Raw genomic sequence first — 16,533 nt, 5'->3', positions numbered from 1 at the left:
GTTGAAACGACTTTGGATTGACGATCACAAGCGACGGCGAATATGCGCAGCCAATCTGACGCAACCACTCCCCATCCAGAAATCGACGAGACGGTCGTCGCGCCATCGGAGTCGACCGATGCGTCCCGCTCGCTCGCTCCCAACGTCTCCGTCGTTGAAGGTACGAGCCCCCACTTTTCGGCGATCACCCAATCGCTGTTGCGCTTGCGTCTGCGGATGGCGGCCTTCGCCTTGGCCGCTTCTTATGGGGTGTTCCTGCTGTTTCACCTCTGGCAGTACATCTTTCGGTACACCGAGGGAGATAGCTTCGAGCTGCTCCTGTTCCACTGCGCCTTGGTCGCGATGCTGCTGCTCATGGGGCTCTACCTCTGCCCCAAGTGCGACAACCGCAAACCGCTGCTCTACATGCAAGAGGCCCTGATCTTCGGAGCCTCGGCGGTATTTACTTTTTGGATCCAATTCAACGCGATGGGGGAATGCACGGCGTCGAACCACATGATTCATAGTCCAGCGCCGATCTGGCTGCTGTTGATTTTCACCTACGCGCTCTTCATTCCCAACAAATGGCCGCGAGCCGCGGTGGTGATCGGCGCCATGGCGATCGCCCCGGCGTTGGTCATGGCGATCGGCTGGTTCGCCTGGCCCGACGCGCGACTCGCGATCGCCAACAACGTCGACATGGTCGGCAAGACCGTGCTGGTGATGCTCGTCTGCAGCAGCGTCGCCGTCTTCGGCGTCTACACGATCAACCGTCTGCGATCAGAAGCGTTCCGCGCCAAACAGCTGGGCCAATACCATCTACGAAAGATGATCGGCTCTGGCGGCATGGGTGAGGTCTATCTGGCCGAGCACACGCTGATGAAGCGTCCCTGCGCGATTAAGTTGATCCGCCCCGAAAAAGGCGCCGACGGTCGCGTTCTGGCTCGCTTCGAGCGGGAAGTCCGCCTTTCGTCGAAGCTCTCCCACTGGAACAACATCGACATCTACGACTACGGTCGCACCGCCGACGGCACGTTCTATTACGTGATGGAGTTCTTGCCGGGGCTGTCGGTTTCGGACCTGGTCAAGCAATACGGCCCGATGTCGCCGCAGCGTGCGATCTACCTGATGTCGCAAACGTGCGAAGCCCTCTCGGAAGCCCATACCAAAGGTCTGGTCCACCGCGACATCAAGCCGGCGAACGTCTTCGCCGCGCAGCGCGGCGGTCACTACGACGTCGCGAAGCTGCTCGACTTCGGGCTCGCCAAGCCGATCCAAGCCGGCGAAGAAGACGCTCAGCTGACGCAGGAAGGGTCGATCACCGGGTCGCCCCTTTTCATGTCGCCGGAACAAGCCTCCGGCGAGCATGAGCCCGACGCTCGTGGCGACATTTATTCGCTCGGCGCCCTGATGTACTTCATGCTGACCGGGCAGGCCCCGTTCAACTACGATCGCCCGATCAAGGTGATCATCGCCCACGCTCACGAACGCCCGATTCCGCCGTCGCAGGTCAACCCGGACATTCCGTCCGATCTCGACGCGGTGGTCCTTCGCTGCCTTGAGAAACAGCCGCAAGACCGCTACCAGACGGCGGTGGAACTCGCGGAAGCGCTCGATCGCTGCGAAGCGGCAGGGCAGTGGAACCGCCGGTTGGCCCAGCAGTGGTGGAACGCGGACGAACGGCGAATTCCGGTGAACGAAGAAGAAGTCTTCGCCTAATCGGGGCCATGCGGGGGCTTCCCCCCAGTCGATGGAGGCGGGTTTCCGCGGCCGACGAACCTTTCCCCGGCCAAATCTCTCTCGACCGAAAGCCGCGCGGCGACTCGCCAATCGGCGAAATCTCGGCTATCTTAAATAGTTTGCTGACAGTCCATTTTCCCGCCTGGGAGGGACTGTTCCTGCAACCCCACCTTCCTGGCAACTGCGGCCAACTGCGACATCGGCGCTGTTGGCGACTATCGGAGTAACTGTATGAGCGGATCCGCCCCCCGTACCATGTTCCAGAAGATCTGGGACAACCACCTTGTTCTGCAAGAAGAGGGCCAGCAGGCGATTATTTACATCGATCTGCAACTGGTGCACGAAGTGACCAGCGCTCAAGCGTTTGAAGGGCTCCGTCTGGCTGGCCGCAAACTGCGCCGCCCTGATCGCCACGTCGCTACTCCCGACCACAACATTCCGACGACCGACCGCTCGCTGCCGATCGTCGATCCGATCTCGAAGCAGCAGATCGATACCCTCCGCAGCAACTGCCAGGAGTTCGGCGTCCGTCTCTACGACCTGAACGACCGCAAGCAAGGGATCGTCCACGTCATCGGTCCGGAACTGGGTCTCACCCAGCCCGGCATGACGATCGTCTGCGGCGATAGCCACACCGCGACGCACGGCGCCTTCGGCGCGTTGGCGTTTGGCATCGGCACCAGCGAAGTCGAACACGTCATGGCGACGCAGACGCTGCTGCAAACCACGCCGAAGACGATGGAAGTTCGCATCAACGGCAAGCTCGCTCCCGGCGTCACCGCCAAAGACTTGATCCTCTACGTGATCGGCAAGCTGACGACCGCCGGCGGTACCGGCTACGTGATCGAATACACCGGCGAAGCGATCCGCAACCTGACGATGGAAGAGCGGATGACCGTCTGTAACATGACGATCGAAGCTGGCGCCCGCGCCGGGATGATCGCTCCGGACGAAACGACCTTTGAATACGTCCGCGGCCGCGAATTCGCCCCGAAAGATTTTGACGCCGCCGTCGAGAAGTGGAAGCAGCTGCCGACCGACGAAGGCGCCAAGTACGACGAAGTTCTGATCTTCGAGGCCAAGGACATCGCTCCGCAGGTCACCTGGGGAACCAACCCCGGCCAGGTCGCTCCGGTCATCGCCAACGTTCCGTCGCCGGCTGATTTCAGCGACGCGACCGAACAGAAGTCGACGCAAGCCGCGCTCGACTACATGGGTCTGACCGCTGGTCAGCCGCTGACCGAAGTGAAGATCGACCGCGTCTTCATCGGTTCGTGCACCAACGCTCGCATCGAAGACCTCCGCGCCGCCGCCAAGGTGGTCAAAGGTCACAAGATCGCCGCCGGCGTCCACGCGATGGTCGTGCCGGGCAGCGGTCAGGTCAAAGAGCAAGCCGAAGCCGAAGGGCTCGACGCGATCTTCCGCGCAGCCGGTTTTGAATGGCGCGAAGCAGGCTGCAGCATGTGCCTGGCGATGAACCCCGACAAGCTCGCGCCGGGCGAACGTTGCGCCTCGACCAGCAACCGCAACTTTGAAGGTCGACAAGGGAAGGGGGGACGCACCCATCTCGTCTCTCCGGAGATGGCCGCCGCCGCTGGCGTGACCGGTCACTTCGTCGACATCCGCGACTGGAAGTACTGCTAGTCGATCGCTTCCCTCCAACCATCACCGCATTTGCGAGCTAGATAACGACCATGAAAGAATTCACCACCCACACCGGCGTCGTCGCTACGATGGACCGGGCCAACGTCGACACCGACCAGATCATTCCGAAGCAGTTTCTGAAGCGGATCGAACGAACCGGTTTCGGCCAGTTCCTTTTTTTCGACTGGCGTTTTAACGACGACGGTTCGCCCAACCGCGACTTCGAGTTGAATCAGCCCGGTCTCGCTTCGGCGTCGATCCTGGTCGCGCGTCGTAACTTTGGCAGCGGTTCGAGCCGCGAACATGCCGTTTGGGCGCTGGACGACTACGGTTTTCGCGCCGTGATCGCTCCCAGCTTCGCCGACATTTTCTACGGCAACAGCTTCAAGAACGGCCTCTTGCCGGTTCGTCTGACCGAAGGGCAGGTCGAAGAGATCTTCGAAAAGGCGAAGCAGGTCGGTCCCGGCTTCCAGTTGACGATCAACCTCGAAGCGCAAACGGTTACCGATGATGACGGCCTCTTGTTCAACTTCGAGATCGACGAAGCCCGCAAGCTGAAAATGCTGAACGGCCTTGACGACATCGCGCTCACCTTGCAGCACGAAGACAAGATCGTCGCCTTCGAAAAGGCGAACGGCCTGTAAAAGCGCTTGCTAGCGAAAATCTAGCCACATTGGGGACGCATCCAGCGTCCCCTTTTTTGTGCGCCAAGCTGAATCCTAAGGTTCAATCCAATTCACGCTGCTGTTGCGGCGGATCGCGCTGGCGGAGCATAATTAGAGAATCGCACACCGACTCCTTTTGAACCTTCGCTGGACGAATCTTGATGCGCAAATATCTCCTGCCGCTGGCCTGTCTGCTCTCCGCCGCCGCACTCCTGCGAGCCGACGTCGAAACCGAAGTGGTGATCGAAGGCCTGGCCAATCCGACCGGCGTCGCCGTTGAGCAAGAGTCCGGCGACGTCTACATCGCCGAGAGCGCCGCCGGACGAGTCGCCCGCATCGAAGATGGCAAAGCGGTCGATGTGGTGACCGGCTTCTCGCTCGATAAGTACGGCATGGATCCGACCTACGACATCGGCCCGCTCGGCCTCGCCTTCCTCGATCAAAACCACATCGTGGTCAGCGGCGGCGGCGACCCGGACGGCGAAGACTTTGTTGCGATCTACGAGTTCGGACAAAAGTCGACCTTCGACAAGCCGGTGCAAAAGCTGGGACCGCTGGTCGCCGAAGGAGAAGTCAAAGGGGAAGGAAACTTCTACGGCGTCGCGGTGGTAAAATTAGATAACGTCGACTGGATCGTCACCACCTCCAACGGCGATGACGAAAAAGGTTGGCTCGCCGCCGCCGAAAAAGACAAATCGAACTTCAAGCCGCTGATCCGCTACATCGCCACCAAAGAGCTGACCAAGGTCGACGCTCCCGCCGCGATCACGATCAGCCCGCGTCAGGAAGCGGTCGTCGGCCAGATGGGGGAGATCGCGACGCCAGGGGATAGCTTGCTGACTTTTTACGACGTCAAAGAAAAAGGGCTGCTGATGTCGTTGCCGACCGGACTGAGCGACATCGTCGGCTTGGCCTATAGCCCGAAGACCGGTCGCCTGTACGCGGTCGACTTCAGCTGGCACGATCCGTCGCAAGGAGGCCTGTTTCGCATCGACGCCGTCCGCGTCGACGGCAAGCAAGCCGCCAAAGCGACCAAGATCATCGACCTGATGAAACCGACCGCCCTCGACTTCGCCAAAGATGGCACGCTCTACATCACGGAGTTCGGCGAGGGAGAGAAGGGGGGCCGCGTGTTGAAGATTCAGCCCGGTTTGTAGCGCGACATCCAAGCGGAGAGAAGGACAGAGGAGGTTCATGTTCGCCGGATTGACGAAAGAGGGTCGCGTCGTGATGTTCTCTCACGACCAGGCCGATATTCGCGAGCACCTGGAGTGCTTTCAGGTGCAGTTGGGGTTCGAGCCGCTGGCCGGCATCGATTATATTCGCGCTGACAATAAGATTGTGCCTGACATGGATCGGATGAAGCGGCACGACATGGAAGAACATCGAAAGTACTCGCTCGAAACGAACCCGGCCTGGGTCTCCGGCGTCGACTTGCCGGAACCGAAGATGGCGGAAGACTCGCTCAGCCCGCCGCTGGTTTATCCCGATGCGTTCGCCCAACTGGTCTACGAAGAGTCGCGCCGTTTGCCGACCGCGCCGTCGCTGGAACTGGTCCGCCATTCGGTCAGCTCCCTCTATTTCGCCAGCCTCGAAAAAGAAGAGCAGATCTCCTACGCACTTCGCATCGAGCTGATTCCCCGCACCGTCTTCGAGGAATCGGACATGGAGCGGAACGTCAGTCTGTTTCGCTTGAAACGACCGCTGCCGCTGACGCCGGCCAACCTGATCAAGCTGGGCCCCGCGATCGATCCTGGCCAGACCTCGATTCTGGCGCAAGAGAGTAACGGCCAGTTCGAGATCTGGGGGATGGTCGCCCGCGGCCGATCGCTCCACAACTCGATGATGGGGGAAACGTCGCAGTGGTCGGCGGTTGGTCCCCATCCGGTATTGCTCCGATCTCGCGCGCCCGGCCACCTGGTCGCCGAAGTGCTCGACTATCGGGTTGGCGAATACAAGTCGGGCGCCGTCGTCACCGACTACTTGCCGATTTTCCGCGATGACGGCCCCCTCCGGCGATTCCTCGACAGCAAGAAGCTGGGAACGGCGCCCTGTCGGCTTTCGATCTTGCCGATCATCCAGCGTCTCGTCCGCCGCGCGGTCGACTTCGGTCATGGCGGCATCATCGTGATCGCCGACATCGCCGAATACGCGCGGTTAAGCGAAAGCGACCACGACATCTTCCAGTCGAAATACGACATCGCCCTGAGCGATTCGATCGCCATCTATCGCAACAGCGAACAAAAGAGTCGCCGCTGGTCGCGCGCCAAAGCGGCGCAGAACGAATCGTCGCCAAGTTCAACGCTCGACCTGAGCGGCCCGCACATCGGCCCGCGAACTTTTTCCGCGGACGAAGTTTTCAAAGGGAAAATCCAAGAGCTCTCCAACGGGCGGTTCCTCTCCCGTCTCGCCTCGCACTGGGCGGCGGCCGATGAGATGGCGGCCCGCAATCGTCGCAACGGCAACATGCAGGGCTTCAACGTCTGGAAAGATATGCTCCAGTCGTCGGAACGAGCCGTCCGTGACGCCGAATATGCGATCGGCAGTCTCGCCAGTCCCGACGGAGCGCTGCTGCTGGGGACCGATCTCAGCGTCCTCGGCTTCGGCGTGATGATTCGCAACGTCGGCAACGTCACCGAGATCTACAAGGCCCGCGACGTCGCCGCGAGTCGCGTCGAACGGTTCGACCTGACCAGCTTCGGCACGCGTCACCAATCGGCCGCGTGGCTCGCCAGCCAAATGCAAAGCGGCCTGATCTTCGTGATGTCGGAAGACGAAACGATCACCGCCCTGATGCGCTGGCGCGGCAAGACGATCGCCTGGCGCCCGGTGACGATCGACAACATCAGCGATGGAAAGTGGCTGGAAGAAGCCGGCTAAGAAAACTCCAACACTAGCCCGAGGCGCGAGCCGAGGGAATGCGTCGGGAAATGTCTAATGACCAATCACGAATGTCTAATGCGGAAATTCCCTCATATTGACGCAGCTTTTAGTTTGACGCCGCGAATTCTGACTGTTACGAAGAAGACGAAACTACGTCTCGACAGTCATAGAAGATCGCAGCCATGTTTAACAACAAGTGGATCAATTGGGGACTGGGCGCCCTAAGCGGAATCGTATTCTACGTCACCCAAGTCATTCTTTTCTACTTGGGAGTATCCTTTCTATTAAGCGCCTTGATTTCGGCAGTCGTCAGTCCGTTACTTGTCGAGATCGTAATACGCATGCTGGCGATTACTTGGCTTCCTCAAGCGAGATGGTTTCGCAGACTAAATTTTCACGAGAGCATCCTCGAAGGCCTGTGGCTAGAACGACTTAACCGGGACGGCAAAGAACATTATTCCTTGTTTCGCTTCGTTTATGATCCGAAGGGCGCTCTCGCCAACTTCGCCATGGTAGGAGCCTCCTATGATGCGGAAGAATTTTTTAAACACTCCGACTGGGAGTCCAGCCTATTGAAAGCGACCCCAACGGTCGGAGGTTTCGATGTTGAGTACACCTATCAGGCGACTCGCTCCGATGGCGATGGGCTACCTAAGGTCGGCTATGGCATGTCGAGATTTAACCGCTGCTTTGATGCGATGGGGAACATTGAAAATGGCAGCGGTTTCTACCATGCGGCGGAAGAGCCTCAGATTTATCTCTGCCGATATTGGCTCTATCGAGTGGACGAAAAATTCAAGAAGCTAGTCGGAGCCAACCAAGAGTCGCTCTGTTCCCATGCAGCCATCGAAGATTTTCTCCGAAAGGTTGCAGAGCATTTCAAGCCGTCAACTCCTCACTTTCTGAACGCAACCAGTGGCGAACCTGAACGCCGAACTTTCTGCGAGGAATTTCAGCGTAGCTTGAACGCCAAACCGAGTGGGACGTAAAATAACCAGGGCTGAGTTGATCATCATTTCCGGAACAACCTGTTGCGTTGTGAAATCGAGACTATGGACGAATTTCTGAAACTCGCCATTGAAGAGGCGCGCAAAGGGCTTTCCGAAGGGGGCATTCCAATCGGATCGGTCTTAGTGGTCGATGGCCAGGTCCGCGGGCACGGGCACAATCGTCGCGTGCAGAAAGGGAGCGCCATCCTGCACGCTGAGATGGACTGCCTCGAAAACGCCGGACGTCTGACCGCCAAGGACTATCAGCGGTCGGTTCTCTATTCGACTCTCTCCCCCTGCGACATGTGCAGCGGGACGGCGCTGCTCTACAAGATTCCGAAGATCGTAATCGGCGAGAATCGGACCTTCCAAGGGCCCGAAGATTACGTCCGCAGCCGCGGCGTTGAGCTGGAAATCGTCGACAGCGAAGAGTGCATTGAGCTGATGCGCGAGTTTATCGCCGCTCGCCCGGAACTGTGGAACGAGGATATCGGCGTCTAACAAGGCCGTTCCCGTCTAATCGAAAATTTGACAGCCGACGATGGCTGGGATAATCTGACGCTGGTGATTGCACGAGGCATCATTTTCGCAATCTCCGCCGCCCCGCCAGATTTCTCACCTACCGCATCGATCCGCGATCGGAGCCTGTCGCTATGCTGTCGAAAATCCTTCGCTGTGCGTTTTGTCTTGTCTTCCTCTCGCTAGCCGCCGCGAGCGCCGCCGCTGCGGCCGAACCGGGCAAGCTGCTCGCCGGGACCGGCAAGGTCGACATCACCGACTACAGCGCCGGTCCAGCCAACGATCCGATGTTCGTCAAAGCGATCGTGATCAAAGACGACTCGCAGACGGCGGTGTTGATCTCGGTCGATGCGGTGGCGATCGGCGAGTTGGGACGCGTGAAGGATGATTATCTGCCGACAGTTCGCAAGCGTTTGGAAGCGGAGCTCGGCATTCCGCCAACCGGCGTCTTGGCGAATGCGAGCCATTGTCACGGCGTGATCCTGCCCGACATCACCGACCAAACCGTCCAAGCGGTAAAGCAAGCGGTCAGCCAACTGACGCCGGTCACGATTGGCGCCGGTCGCGGCAGCGAAGACCGGATCATGGAAAACCGCCGCTTGAAACTGAAGAACGGCAAGGAAGTCGACGTGCGGCACGCTTATTCGCTGCCGCCGGATGAGGAAATCGCCGGCGTCGCGCCGACTGATCCGGAGATCGGCGTCGTGCGCCTGAATCGTGAAAATGGCGAGACGTTGGCGGTGATCTACAATTTCGCCTGCCATCCGATTCAAGGGGTTCCCAGCGGCGCCAACACGGCCGACATCATCGGCTATTCGTCGAAGGTGATCGAAGAGAACCTGAGCGACGGGACGCTGGCGATGTTCCTGCAAGGGTGTGCCGGCGACATCAATCCCGCTTACTACAAGGATGTCGATCATCCCCGCAGCGCCGAACCGCTCGGCAACTTGCTGGGGCTCAGCGTTTTGAAGGCGGTTCGCCAAATCGAGTGCCAGCCGGACGACCGCCTGATGATGTTCAACCAATCATTGACGCTGCCGCGCAGCGATCTGGCCGATCGGATTGCGGAACTGGACGCCGAAGAAAAGCTGTTGCTGAGCAAACTGCGCGGCACGACCCTCAACTTCAAGACCTTCCTGGCGCTGACGGTAAAGTACAAGCTGTCGCCTGACTTTCCTTCCCACTACTCGCACCGCTACTTTTACGACGAAGCCCAGGAAAAAGCGGATCTGAAAACGCTCGACGCCCAAAACAAACGGGACATGCAGGCCTACCTGCAGAACGTCTTCGTCATGGAGCAATTGACCCGGCTGCAAACGAACCGGGCGCTACTGCGCAAGCACCAGCAGAAGATGATCGACTCTGGAAAGCGGACGATCGACGTCGAACTGGTCGGCCTGCGGATCGGCGACTTCGTGATGGTGACGTTCCCCGGCGAACTGACGAGCCCGATCGGCATGAACATCAAACGGAAATCGCCGCACGACCTGACCTTCGTCGCCGGCTACACCAACGGCTACATCTATTACTGCCCGACGGTAGAGCAAATGCAAAACCGCGGCGGCGCGCAGGAAGACAGCGATTGCCTACTAGCGCCCGAGTGGCAGGAGATTTTTGAATCAACGGCGGCGGAGATGCTCAAAAAGCTCTAGACGCCAGGCGCCATACTCTTATCGCGTCTTCGCGAGAAGAGCATGTCTTCAATACGTCTTACCAGGGCAAAGACATGCTCATCCGGCGAAGACGCCGCAAGAGCATGGCGCCAGCACCAGCGGATTCTAGTTCTCGAGACGCTTCCGACCAACGATCGCTTCGTCGCACTTGGTCACCTCGAAGCCGAGGTCTTCCAGCATGCGGTAGTCCTCTTCGGCTTGCTGACCGGCGGTGGTCAGGTAATCGCCGAGGAAGATCGAGTTGGCCGCGTACAGACCGAGCGGCTGGAGGCTGCGGAGATGAATCTCGCGGCCGCCGGCGATGCGGAGTTCGCTCTGCGGATTGGCGAAGCGGTACATCGCCAAGATCTTCAAGCAGCGGCGCGGCGTCAGGTCGCGACCTTGCTCGTGCAGCGGCGTCCCTTCGATCGGGTTCAGGAAGTTGACCGGGATCGATTCGACGTTCAGGTCGCGCAGTTCGTTCGCCATGCGGACGATGTCGAGATCGGTTTCGCCCATGCCGACGATCCCGCCGCTGCAAAGTTCGATGCCTGCGTTACGAACGGCCGAGAGCGTTTCGAGACGATCTTCGTAGGTGTGGGTCGAGCAGATCTTCTCGTAGTAATCTTTGCTGGTGTTGACGTTGTGATTAACGCGGTCGACGCCGCACGCCTTCAAGCGATCGGCCTGATCTTGCGACAACAAGCCCAAGCAGGCGCAGATCTTCAGGTCGTACTTCTCTTTGATCTCGGGGACGATCGTTTCGACCGCTTTCATTTCGCGTTCGTTAGGACCGCGGGCCGAGATGACGATGCAGTAGGTTTTCACGCCGCGCTCGGCGGCGATCTCGGCGCCTTGCATCAGCTTTTCGCGGCTGAGGAAGTTGTACTTCGGGATCTCGGCGTCGGAGACCTTCGACTGCGAGCAGTAGCCGCAATCCTCGGGGCAGAGACCGCTCTTGGCGTTCATCAGCTGATAGAGCTGAACCGTTTTGCCGAAGTGACGTTTGCGGATCGCGAAGGCGGCCGACAGCAGGTCGAGCAATTCGTCGTCGCTGCTGCGCAAAATCGCCAGGCCGTCTTCTTCGCTCAGCCGGGCTCCGCCCAAAACGTCTTGAGCCAGCTTCATCCAACGGTTTTCGACGGTCAGGGTCGCGTCTTCAACAATCGCCATCAATCAATCTCTTCGCCCAAAGTAGGTGTTAGAAACGCCCCGTATTGTAAATCGAAGCGGCAAAGGTGGGTAGGTCGGCGGAGGCCGCTCTCGCCATTTCTCCTGGTCTTCCTATCCTGGCGCCGAAGGTGCGCAGAACCAGAGAACTCCCTCCATCGCAGCGTAAGAGGCTGAAGTCTCCCCCGTTTCGCTGCCGAAATACCCCTTCAAACCCCAACTTGGGGGCAAAATTGCAGCGAATTCTGCGGGGGGAAATCCGCGATGCAAATTGACGCCACGTCGGCCGCCGGAGCGACGACCGCCGCCAAGCCGGCCTCGGCCAACGAACAGCTGCAGAGCCTGTTCAGCGAAATCCTGGAGCAAACGGGACGCACTGGCTACGCATCGGCGGATGACTACTCCTCGGACCTAACGCTCGCCGAGGATGTCCGCAGCAGCTGGGAGAACTGGTTCAGCCCCGCCAAAGCGGCCAGCTACGCCGCCGACTACGATCCAGCGCAGCTGAAGCAGGACTACGGCGATCTGCTGGTCCGGGCGCTCAGCGAAGGGGGCTACGAAGATCCGCAGAACTTTCTGAAGAGTCTTTCGCAAAGCGAACTGGCGACGATCCAGCATGTGCAGCGGTTGGCCGATCCAATTCGCGTTGACGGTTTGAACGAAGAAGGGGCGCTCAATCTGCTGATTCCGCCGCCGGCCCAGGTCGATTTGAACTTCGACGGTTTGACGCAAACCGGCCTGGGACTCGGCATCCGCTTCCCTGACAGTCGCACGCCGAAGAACGTCGCCGACGCGTGGGAAGAAGCGACCGCGGACCTCTCGCCGCAAGAGAAGATGCATCGCGAGCTGCAGATGAAGCTGCCGGTGCTGTTCGCAAACATGGTGATCGACGACCAAGGCTCGTTCGTCCGTCAGCGCGAGCCGGGGGACGTCGACTGGGTCAATCCGATGGCCAGCGGCGACTACTCGTACGTCGACTACACGCAGCAGAATCTCGACTATCTGCAGGCCTATCGTTACCAGATGTCGCCGGAGCAGTATGAGCAGGGGATGCAATTCTGGTCGACGTTTCAGCAGCTGTTGAAGGTGCAGGGGGCGCACTAACGGGCGCGATCCTCCAACCGCCGCTTGGCGAATCGCCTCTGGCAGGTCAAAATTGGGGATAGTTACCCCAACTGCAAGGCTCCGCATGATTTCGACGATTCACCGCACTCATCTTGTCCGCGTCGGCGCTGTCGGCCAGATTGGCCGCTTCGTTTCGGTCGACGCGGTCGCCTATCAACGTGGGATGCGCGTCGTTTGTCGCACCTCGCGTGGTCTGGAAGTGGGAGAGATCCTCAGTCCCGCAACCGACGTCGGCCAAGATACCGACGGCTCGATCTTGCGGGGAATGACGCCGCAAGACGAACTGCTGCTGGAGCGGCTCGAAAAGAACAAGCAAGAAGCGATGGCGGCCTGCGTCTCGCAACTGACCGAGCGCAATCTCGACGCGGTGCTGATCGACGTCGAACAACTCTTCGACGGCCAATCCCTCTTCTTCTACTTCCTCGGCGAAGTCTCGCCGGAAGTGGAACATCTGACCGAGCGTCTCGCCGAAACGTACGACGCGAAGGTCCGGATTCGCGAGTTCGCCAAGCTGCTGGACGAAGGTTGCGGCCCTGGCTGCGGCACCGACGAAGGCCCCAGCTGCGGCAGCAGTTGCTCGACCTGTTCGCTCGTCGGCGGCTGCGGGGTGAAGAAGACGAAAGGGTAGGGCGTCGCCTAACCCTCGTACGCCTCTAAATACTGGGCCGACGCCTGGCGGTAATGCTCAGCCGCATGCCGAATCCGGGCCAGATCTTCGTCCGTCGTTTGCCGGACCACTTTGCCGGGAACCCCCATCACGACGCTGCGAGGCGGGATAACCGCGTTCTCCGTCACCAGGGCGCCAGCGGCGATCAATGATCCGGCGCCGATCTTGGCGCCGTTCAAGATGATGGCGCCCATGCCGATCAGCACCTCTTCTTCCACCACGGCGCCATGCACGATCGCGCGATGGCCGACCGAGACCCGATCGGCCAGCAAACAGGGAAAGCCGGGATCGGCATGAATCACAGCACCATCCTGGATGTTGCACGAGGCGCCAATCTTGATCTCCTCGCTATCACCCCGGACGACCGCCGAGTAGAGCACGATCGACTCGGCGCCTAGCGTGACGTTGCCGATCACCGTCGCCGTCGGCGCGATCCAGGCGGTCGCCGAAATCAAATGGTCGTGAAATGTGATCTCCAGCGGCCGGGTCATCGTGCTACTCTCCCATCTGCCCGAGCGTCATCAGCAGCTCCGACATTTCGCTAGCAGCGTGGCCGTTCCCCTGACGCTGCGCTTCTTCGATCCCATTGCGAAGCCAGGTTCTGGCATCGTTCACGCGTCCCGCTTCGGCCAGCATTTGACCGGCCATGAAAAAGGCGGCGACATACGGGGGCGATTGCTGGATCAATTGATCGAAGCGGGTCAGCGCCTCGTCGTAAGCGCCTTCCTTGCGGTACTCCATCGCCAGGCCGTACAGCAGGAACGCATCGTTGGGGTCATCCGCTAGCAACGCTTCGATCTGTTCTCGTCTCGACATCCTGGCTACCTTCTCCCGAGCGGCGTTACCGCCGTCAAAGTCTCTCTATTTTTCGCTACCGTCAAATTGCATTAAACCGTGCGTACCGCTACGACCGATACGACAACGGAGACCACCGATTTCTATCCCCCAGTTGGGTTTCAGCATGTTCCGAAAAGCCATTCTCATCTCGGTCACCGCCAGCGTCCTGGTGGCCGTCAGCGTCTATTATCTTACCAGCGATCAAGCCGCTGCGAACGATAGCAACGCCGCCGAGCCGGGCCGAATCGCCGACCATCTGCCAGGCGCCGTTCATGCGCTTGCGCTGGACGACGGCCATTCGCACGGGGCGATTCGCCTGACTGCGGCCGAAGAAGAGATTCCGCTGCAAAAATTCACCCCCGGCAACGCGCTGCCGATCCGCCGTCCGGTCGAATTGTCGGTCACCGATCAACCGGCCCCGACCACCCAGCTCACCGCTGCGGAAGAGGATGAAAAGCCCTCGAGTCGTCGTCGCGACATGGCCGCTCCGGGCGGAGCTTCCAGCGTCGCCGGTTTGCCGCCGGCCCTGCAGGCCGCGTTGTCGGCGATGGAAAACGGCGAAACCCCACCTGCGGCCGCTCCCAAGCAACTCGAACAACCGACCGAACCGGCCGCCATGCCGCAGCCGTCGTCGCGACGCTTCAACCCAGCCGCCGCCGCTCCCGAAGCGACGCCGAGCGTCACTCCGCCGGCCGCGACCAGCGGCAGCCGTTTCTCGCCTGATGTGCCGGCCGCTCCGGCGCCGATCTCGCGTTGGAACTCCGGCGCCGCCGAAACGGCCCAACCGGCGCCGATCCAAGAAGCTCCCGCCGCGTCGAGCCCCGGCCCGATGCGATTCGATGGCGGACAGGACGACCAGCCGGCCGCGACTCCCAATCCGACCGCTGGGTCGCTGCTAACGGTCGCTTCGCCGAGCGTCGCGGTTGAGACGATTGGCCCGAAGTCGATGGTCGTCGGTAAGCCGTCGGTCTTCCAGGTGGTCGCGAAGAACCTCGGCAAAGTCGACGCTCGCGACGTGGCGATCAAGATTCAAACTCCGCACGGAGTCGAATTGGTCAACCAACGTGCTGCGATGGGTACCGCCCAAGCGAACACGATGGGTGGCGCCTCGAACTTCATCGTTTGGCAGATGCCGGTCTTGCCGGCCGGCGCCGAAGGGACGCTGAACCTGGAACTCGCCACGCGTAACAACCGCGGCTTTGACCTCGGCGTCGACGTCGCCTTCTCGGCGGCCAGCGCGTCGACCACGGTCAACGTGCTCGAACCGAAGCTGAACATGGCGATTCAAGGCCCCAGCGAAGTGCTGTTCGGCGAAACGCAAATCTATAGCATCGTGATCACCAACCCGGGCAGCGGCGTCGCCGAGAACGTCGGCATCACCCTGATGCCGCTGAAGGCGGGCCAAGATCCGACCACCTTCGACCAGATCGGCAGCATCCAGCCGGGCGGCAAGAAGGTGATCGAAGTCGAATTCGCCGCTCGCCAGGCGGGCGAATTGAAGATCTCGGCCGAAGCGTTCGCGGAAGGGGGCCTTCGCGCTCAAGCGACCGAAGCGGTCACCGTTCGTCGTGCGAATCTGCAACTGGTCGCCAACGGTCCTCCGGTCAAATACGCCGCAACCTCGGCCAGCTACCTGCTCAACGTCAGCAACAACGGCAACGCCCAAGCGGCCGGAGTGGTCGCCGAAGCGACCCTGCCGACCGGCGCCAAGTTTGAATCGTGCTCCGACGGCGGCAAGTATGACGCGGTCGGCAACAAAGTCGTTTGGAACATCGGCGCCCTCGAAGCCCAAGCGGTTCGCCCGCTGAAGCTCGACTGCACGCTGATGGTCGGCGGCAACAACACGATCCTCGCCAACTGCAAATCGTCGGACGGCTTGCTCGCTTCGCAAAACGTCACGACCATGGTTGAATCGGTCGCCGACCTCAAACTGTACGTCAACGATCCGAAGGGTCCGGCGCCGGTTGGCGAAGAAGTGACCTATGAATTCCGTTTGGAAAACCGCGGCACCAAGGCGGCCGAAGGAATCGAAGTCACCGTTCAGTTCTCGCAAGGGATCGAACCGACGCAGGTTTCGGGCGGCCAGGCGAACATCGACGCCGGTCAGGTCATCTTCAGCCCGATCCAGTCGCTCGGCCCCGAAAAGAACCTGGTCCTGAAGGTTTCGGCCAAGGCCCTGACCGCCGGCAGCCACAGCTTCCGGGCCGAAGTTCGCTGCCGCGAACCGGTCACCAAGCTGGCCAGCGAAGAGACGACTCGCTTCTACGGCGAAGGGGTCCTCTCGCAACCGTCGAATCCGCAGCCCACTCCACTGAAGACGCCGCTGATGGAAGCGCAACGCCCGGCCGAGCCGACTCCGCTCTCGCCGACCCCGTACAGCCGCTTTCGCTAATTAAACCGCGAAAGCTCCTCAGCAAGCAAAAGCCTGTCGTAACCCGACAGGCTTTTTTCATCCCCACCCGCAACGCGGCACAAACTAGCCCGCAGCGCAAGCAAGGGAATGCGTCCGGAAGAAGAAATAGAACACGGAAGCCACGGACGAGTCACGGTAAGAACACGGCAAGAATAGTAGCCCACAGCGCGCCCAATAGTAGCCCGAAGCGCAAGCGAGGGAAATGCGTCCGCAAGTGAATGACGAATGTCGAAGCTCGAATGACGAATCA

General features: G+C 60.3%; 14 protein-coding genes. 11 read left to right on the top strand and 3 right to left on the bottom strand.

What is annotated here, in order from left to right:
* Nucleotides 1-42 precede the first annotated feature (42 nt).
* The 8 genes from LOC68_RS27070 to LOC68_RS27035 all read left to right on the top strand — a co-directional run bounded on the left by LOC68_RS27070 (nucleotide 43) and on the right by LOC68_RS27035 (nucleotide 10,071).
* Nucleotides 43-1,698: a serine/threonine protein kinase gene (locus LOC68_RS27070; protein ID WP_230224928.1), complete on the top strand. Its 1,656-nt coding sequence runs from the start codon at nucleotides 43-45 to the stop codon at nucleotides 1,696-1,698.
* A gap of 252 nt (nucleotides 1,699-1,950) precedes the next feature.
* Nucleotides 1,951-3,363 (top strand): 3-isopropylmalate dehydratase large subunit, encoded by a 1,413-nt coding sequence (leuC, locus tag LOC68_RS27065; RefSeq protein WP_230224927.1) that lies wholly within the window; start codon nucleotides 1,951-1,953, stop codon nucleotides 3,361-3,363.
* Between the two features lie 50 nt (nucleotides 3,364-3,413).
* Nucleotides 3,414-4,007 carry a 3-isopropylmalate dehydratase small subunit gene (gene leuD / locus LOC68_RS27060; RefSeq protein WP_230224926.1) on the top strand — a complete coding sequence of 198 codons (594 nt, stop codon included), beginning with the start codon at nucleotides 3,414-3,416 and terminating at the stop codon, nucleotides 4,005-4,007.
* A 182-nt stretch (nucleotides 4,008-4,189) separates the two neighbouring features.
* Nucleotides 4,190-5,185: a hypothetical protein gene (locus LOC68_RS27055; protein ID WP_230224925.1), complete on the top strand. Its 996-nt coding sequence runs from the start codon at nucleotides 4,190-4,192 to the stop codon at nucleotides 5,183-5,185.
* 37 nt (nucleotides 5,186-5,222) lie between these two features.
* Complete coding sequence (locus tag LOC68_RS27050; protein ID WP_230224924.1) at nucleotides 5,223-6,908, top strand: putative sensor domain DACNV-containing protein; 1,686 nt, start codon at nucleotides 5,223-5,225, stop codon at nucleotides 6,906-6,908.
* A gap of 185 nt (nucleotides 6,909-7,093) precedes the next feature.
* A complete protein-coding gene (locus LOC68_RS27045) occupies nucleotides 7,094-7,900 on the top strand; it encodes a hypothetical protein (protein ID WP_230224923.1) in 807 nt (268 codons plus the stop codon).
* A gap of 63 nt (nucleotides 7,901-7,963) precedes the next feature.
* Nucleotides 7,964-8,401, top strand: a complete 438-nt coding sequence (locus tag LOC68_RS27040; RefSeq protein ID WP_230224922.1) for a nucleoside deaminase — start codon at nucleotides 7,964-7,966, stop codon at nucleotides 8,399-8,401.
* A 152-nt stretch (nucleotides 8,402-8,553) separates the two neighbouring features.
* Nucleotides 8,554-10,071, top strand: coding sequence for a hypothetical protein (locus tag LOC68_RS27035; RefSeq protein ID WP_230224921.1), 1,518 nt, complete (start codon nucleotides 8,554-8,556; stop codon nucleotides 10,069-10,071).
* A 126-nt stretch (nucleotides 10,072-10,197) separates the two neighbouring features.
* Here the strand turns inward: LOC68_RS27035 and bioB are convergent, their stop codons facing one another.
* Entirely contained in the window at nucleotides 10,198-11,244 is a 1,047-nt protein-coding gene (gene bioB / locus LOC68_RS27030; RefSeq protein ID WP_230224920.1) for a biotin synthase BioB, read from the bottom strand.
* Between the two features lie 261 nt (nucleotides 11,245-11,505).
* On the opposite strand from bioB, the gene LOC68_RS27025 reads away from it, so the two are divergent.
* Together LOC68_RS27025 and LOC68_RS27020 are read left to right on the top strand one after the other, a co-directional pair.
* Nucleotides 11,506-12,345 (top strand): hypothetical protein, encoded by an 840-nt coding sequence (locus LOC68_RS27025; RefSeq protein WP_230224919.1) that lies wholly within the window; start codon nucleotides 11,506-11,508, stop codon nucleotides 12,343-12,345.
* Between the two features lie 85 nt (nucleotides 12,346-12,430).
* Nucleotides 12,431-12,994 (top strand): PSP1 domain-containing protein, encoded by a 564-nt coding sequence (locus LOC68_RS27020; protein WP_230224918.1) that lies wholly within the window; start codon nucleotides 12,431-12,433, stop codon nucleotides 12,992-12,994.
* An 8-nt stretch (nucleotides 12,995-13,002) separates the two neighbouring features.
* On the opposite strand, the gene LOC68_RS27015 is transcribed toward LOC68_RS27020, so the two are convergent.
* Together LOC68_RS27015 and LOC68_RS27010 are read right to left on the bottom strand one after the other, a co-directional pair.
* A complete protein-coding gene (locus LOC68_RS27015) occupies nucleotides 13,003-13,524 on the bottom strand; it encodes a gamma carbonic anhydrase family protein (RefSeq protein ID WP_230224917.1) in 522 nt (173 codons plus the stop codon).
* 4 nt (nucleotides 13,525-13,528) lie between these two features.
* A complete protein-coding gene (locus LOC68_RS27010; protein WP_230224916.1) occupies nucleotides 13,529-13,849 on the bottom strand; it encodes a tetratricopeptide repeat protein in 321 nt (106 codons plus the stop codon).
* 145 nt (nucleotides 13,850-13,994) lie between these two features.
* Between LOC68_RS27010 and LOC68_RS27005 the strand changes: the two genes are divergently transcribed.
* A complete protein-coding gene (locus LOC68_RS27005) occupies nucleotides 13,995-16,262 on the top strand; it encodes a DUF11 domain-containing protein (protein WP_230224915.1) in 2,268 nt (755 codons plus the stop codon).
* Nucleotides 16,263-16,533 lie beyond the last annotated feature (271 nt).

The sequence above is a fragment of the Blastopirellula sediminis genome, from assembly GCF_020966755.1.
Classification (GTDB): Bacteria; Planctomycetota; Planctomycetia; order Pirellulales; family Pirellulaceae; genus Blastopirellula; species Blastopirellula sediminis.
This window is presented reverse-complemented; position numbering and strand designations above follow the sequence as displayed.

Coding starts and splice junctions, on each gene's coding strand:
- LOC68_RS27070 (WP_230224928.1), top strand. CDS start 43: ATGCGCAGCCAATCTGACGCAACCACTCCCCATCCAGAAATCGACGAG.
- LOC68_RS27020 (WP_230224918.1), top strand. CDS start 12,431: ATGATTTCGACGATTCACCGCACTCATCTTGTCCGCGTCGGCGCTGTC.
- LOC68_RS27025 (WP_230224919.1), top strand. CDS start 11,506: ATGCAAATTGACGCCACGTCGGCCGCCGGAGCGACGACCGCCGCCAAG.
- LOC68_RS27005 (WP_230224915.1), top strand. CDS start 13,995: ATGTTCCGAAAAGCCATTCTCATCTCGGTCACCGCCAGCGTCCTGGTG.
- bioB (WP_230224920.1), bottom strand. CDS start 11,244: ATGGCGATTGTTGAAGACGCGACCCTGACCGTCGAAAACCGTTGGATG.
- LOC68_RS27050 (WP_230224924.1), top strand. CDS start 5,223: ATGTTCGCCGGATTGACGAAAGAGGGTCGCGTCGTGATGTTCTCTCAC.
- LOC68_RS27015 (WP_230224917.1), bottom strand. CDS start 13,524: ATGACCCGGCCGCTGGAGATCACATTTCACGACCATTTGATTTCGGCG.
- LOC68_RS27040 (WP_230224922.1), top strand. CDS start 7,964: ATGGACGAATTTCTGAAACTCGCCATTGAAGAGGCGCGCAAAGGGCTT.
- leuC (WP_230224927.1), top strand. CDS start 1,951: ATGAGCGGATCCGCCCCCCGTACCATGTTCCAGAAGATCTGGGACAAC.
- leuD (WP_230224926.1), top strand. CDS start 3,414: ATGAAAGAATTCACCACCCACACCGGCGTCGTCGCTACGATGGACCGG.
- LOC68_RS27035 (WP_230224921.1), top strand. CDS start 8,554: ATGCTGTCGAAAATCCTTCGCTGTGCGTTTTGTCTTGTCTTCCTCTCG.
- LOC68_RS27045 (WP_230224923.1), top strand. CDS start 7,094: ATGTTTAACAACAAGTGGATCAATTGGGGACTGGGCGCCCTAAGCGGA.
- LOC68_RS27010 (WP_230224916.1), bottom strand. CDS start 13,849: ATGTCGAGACGAGAACAGATCGAAGCGTTGCTAGCGGATGACCCCAAC.
- LOC68_RS27055 (WP_230224925.1), top strand. CDS start 4,190: ATGCGCAAATATCTCCTGCCGCTGGCCTGTCTGCTCTCCGCCGCCGCA.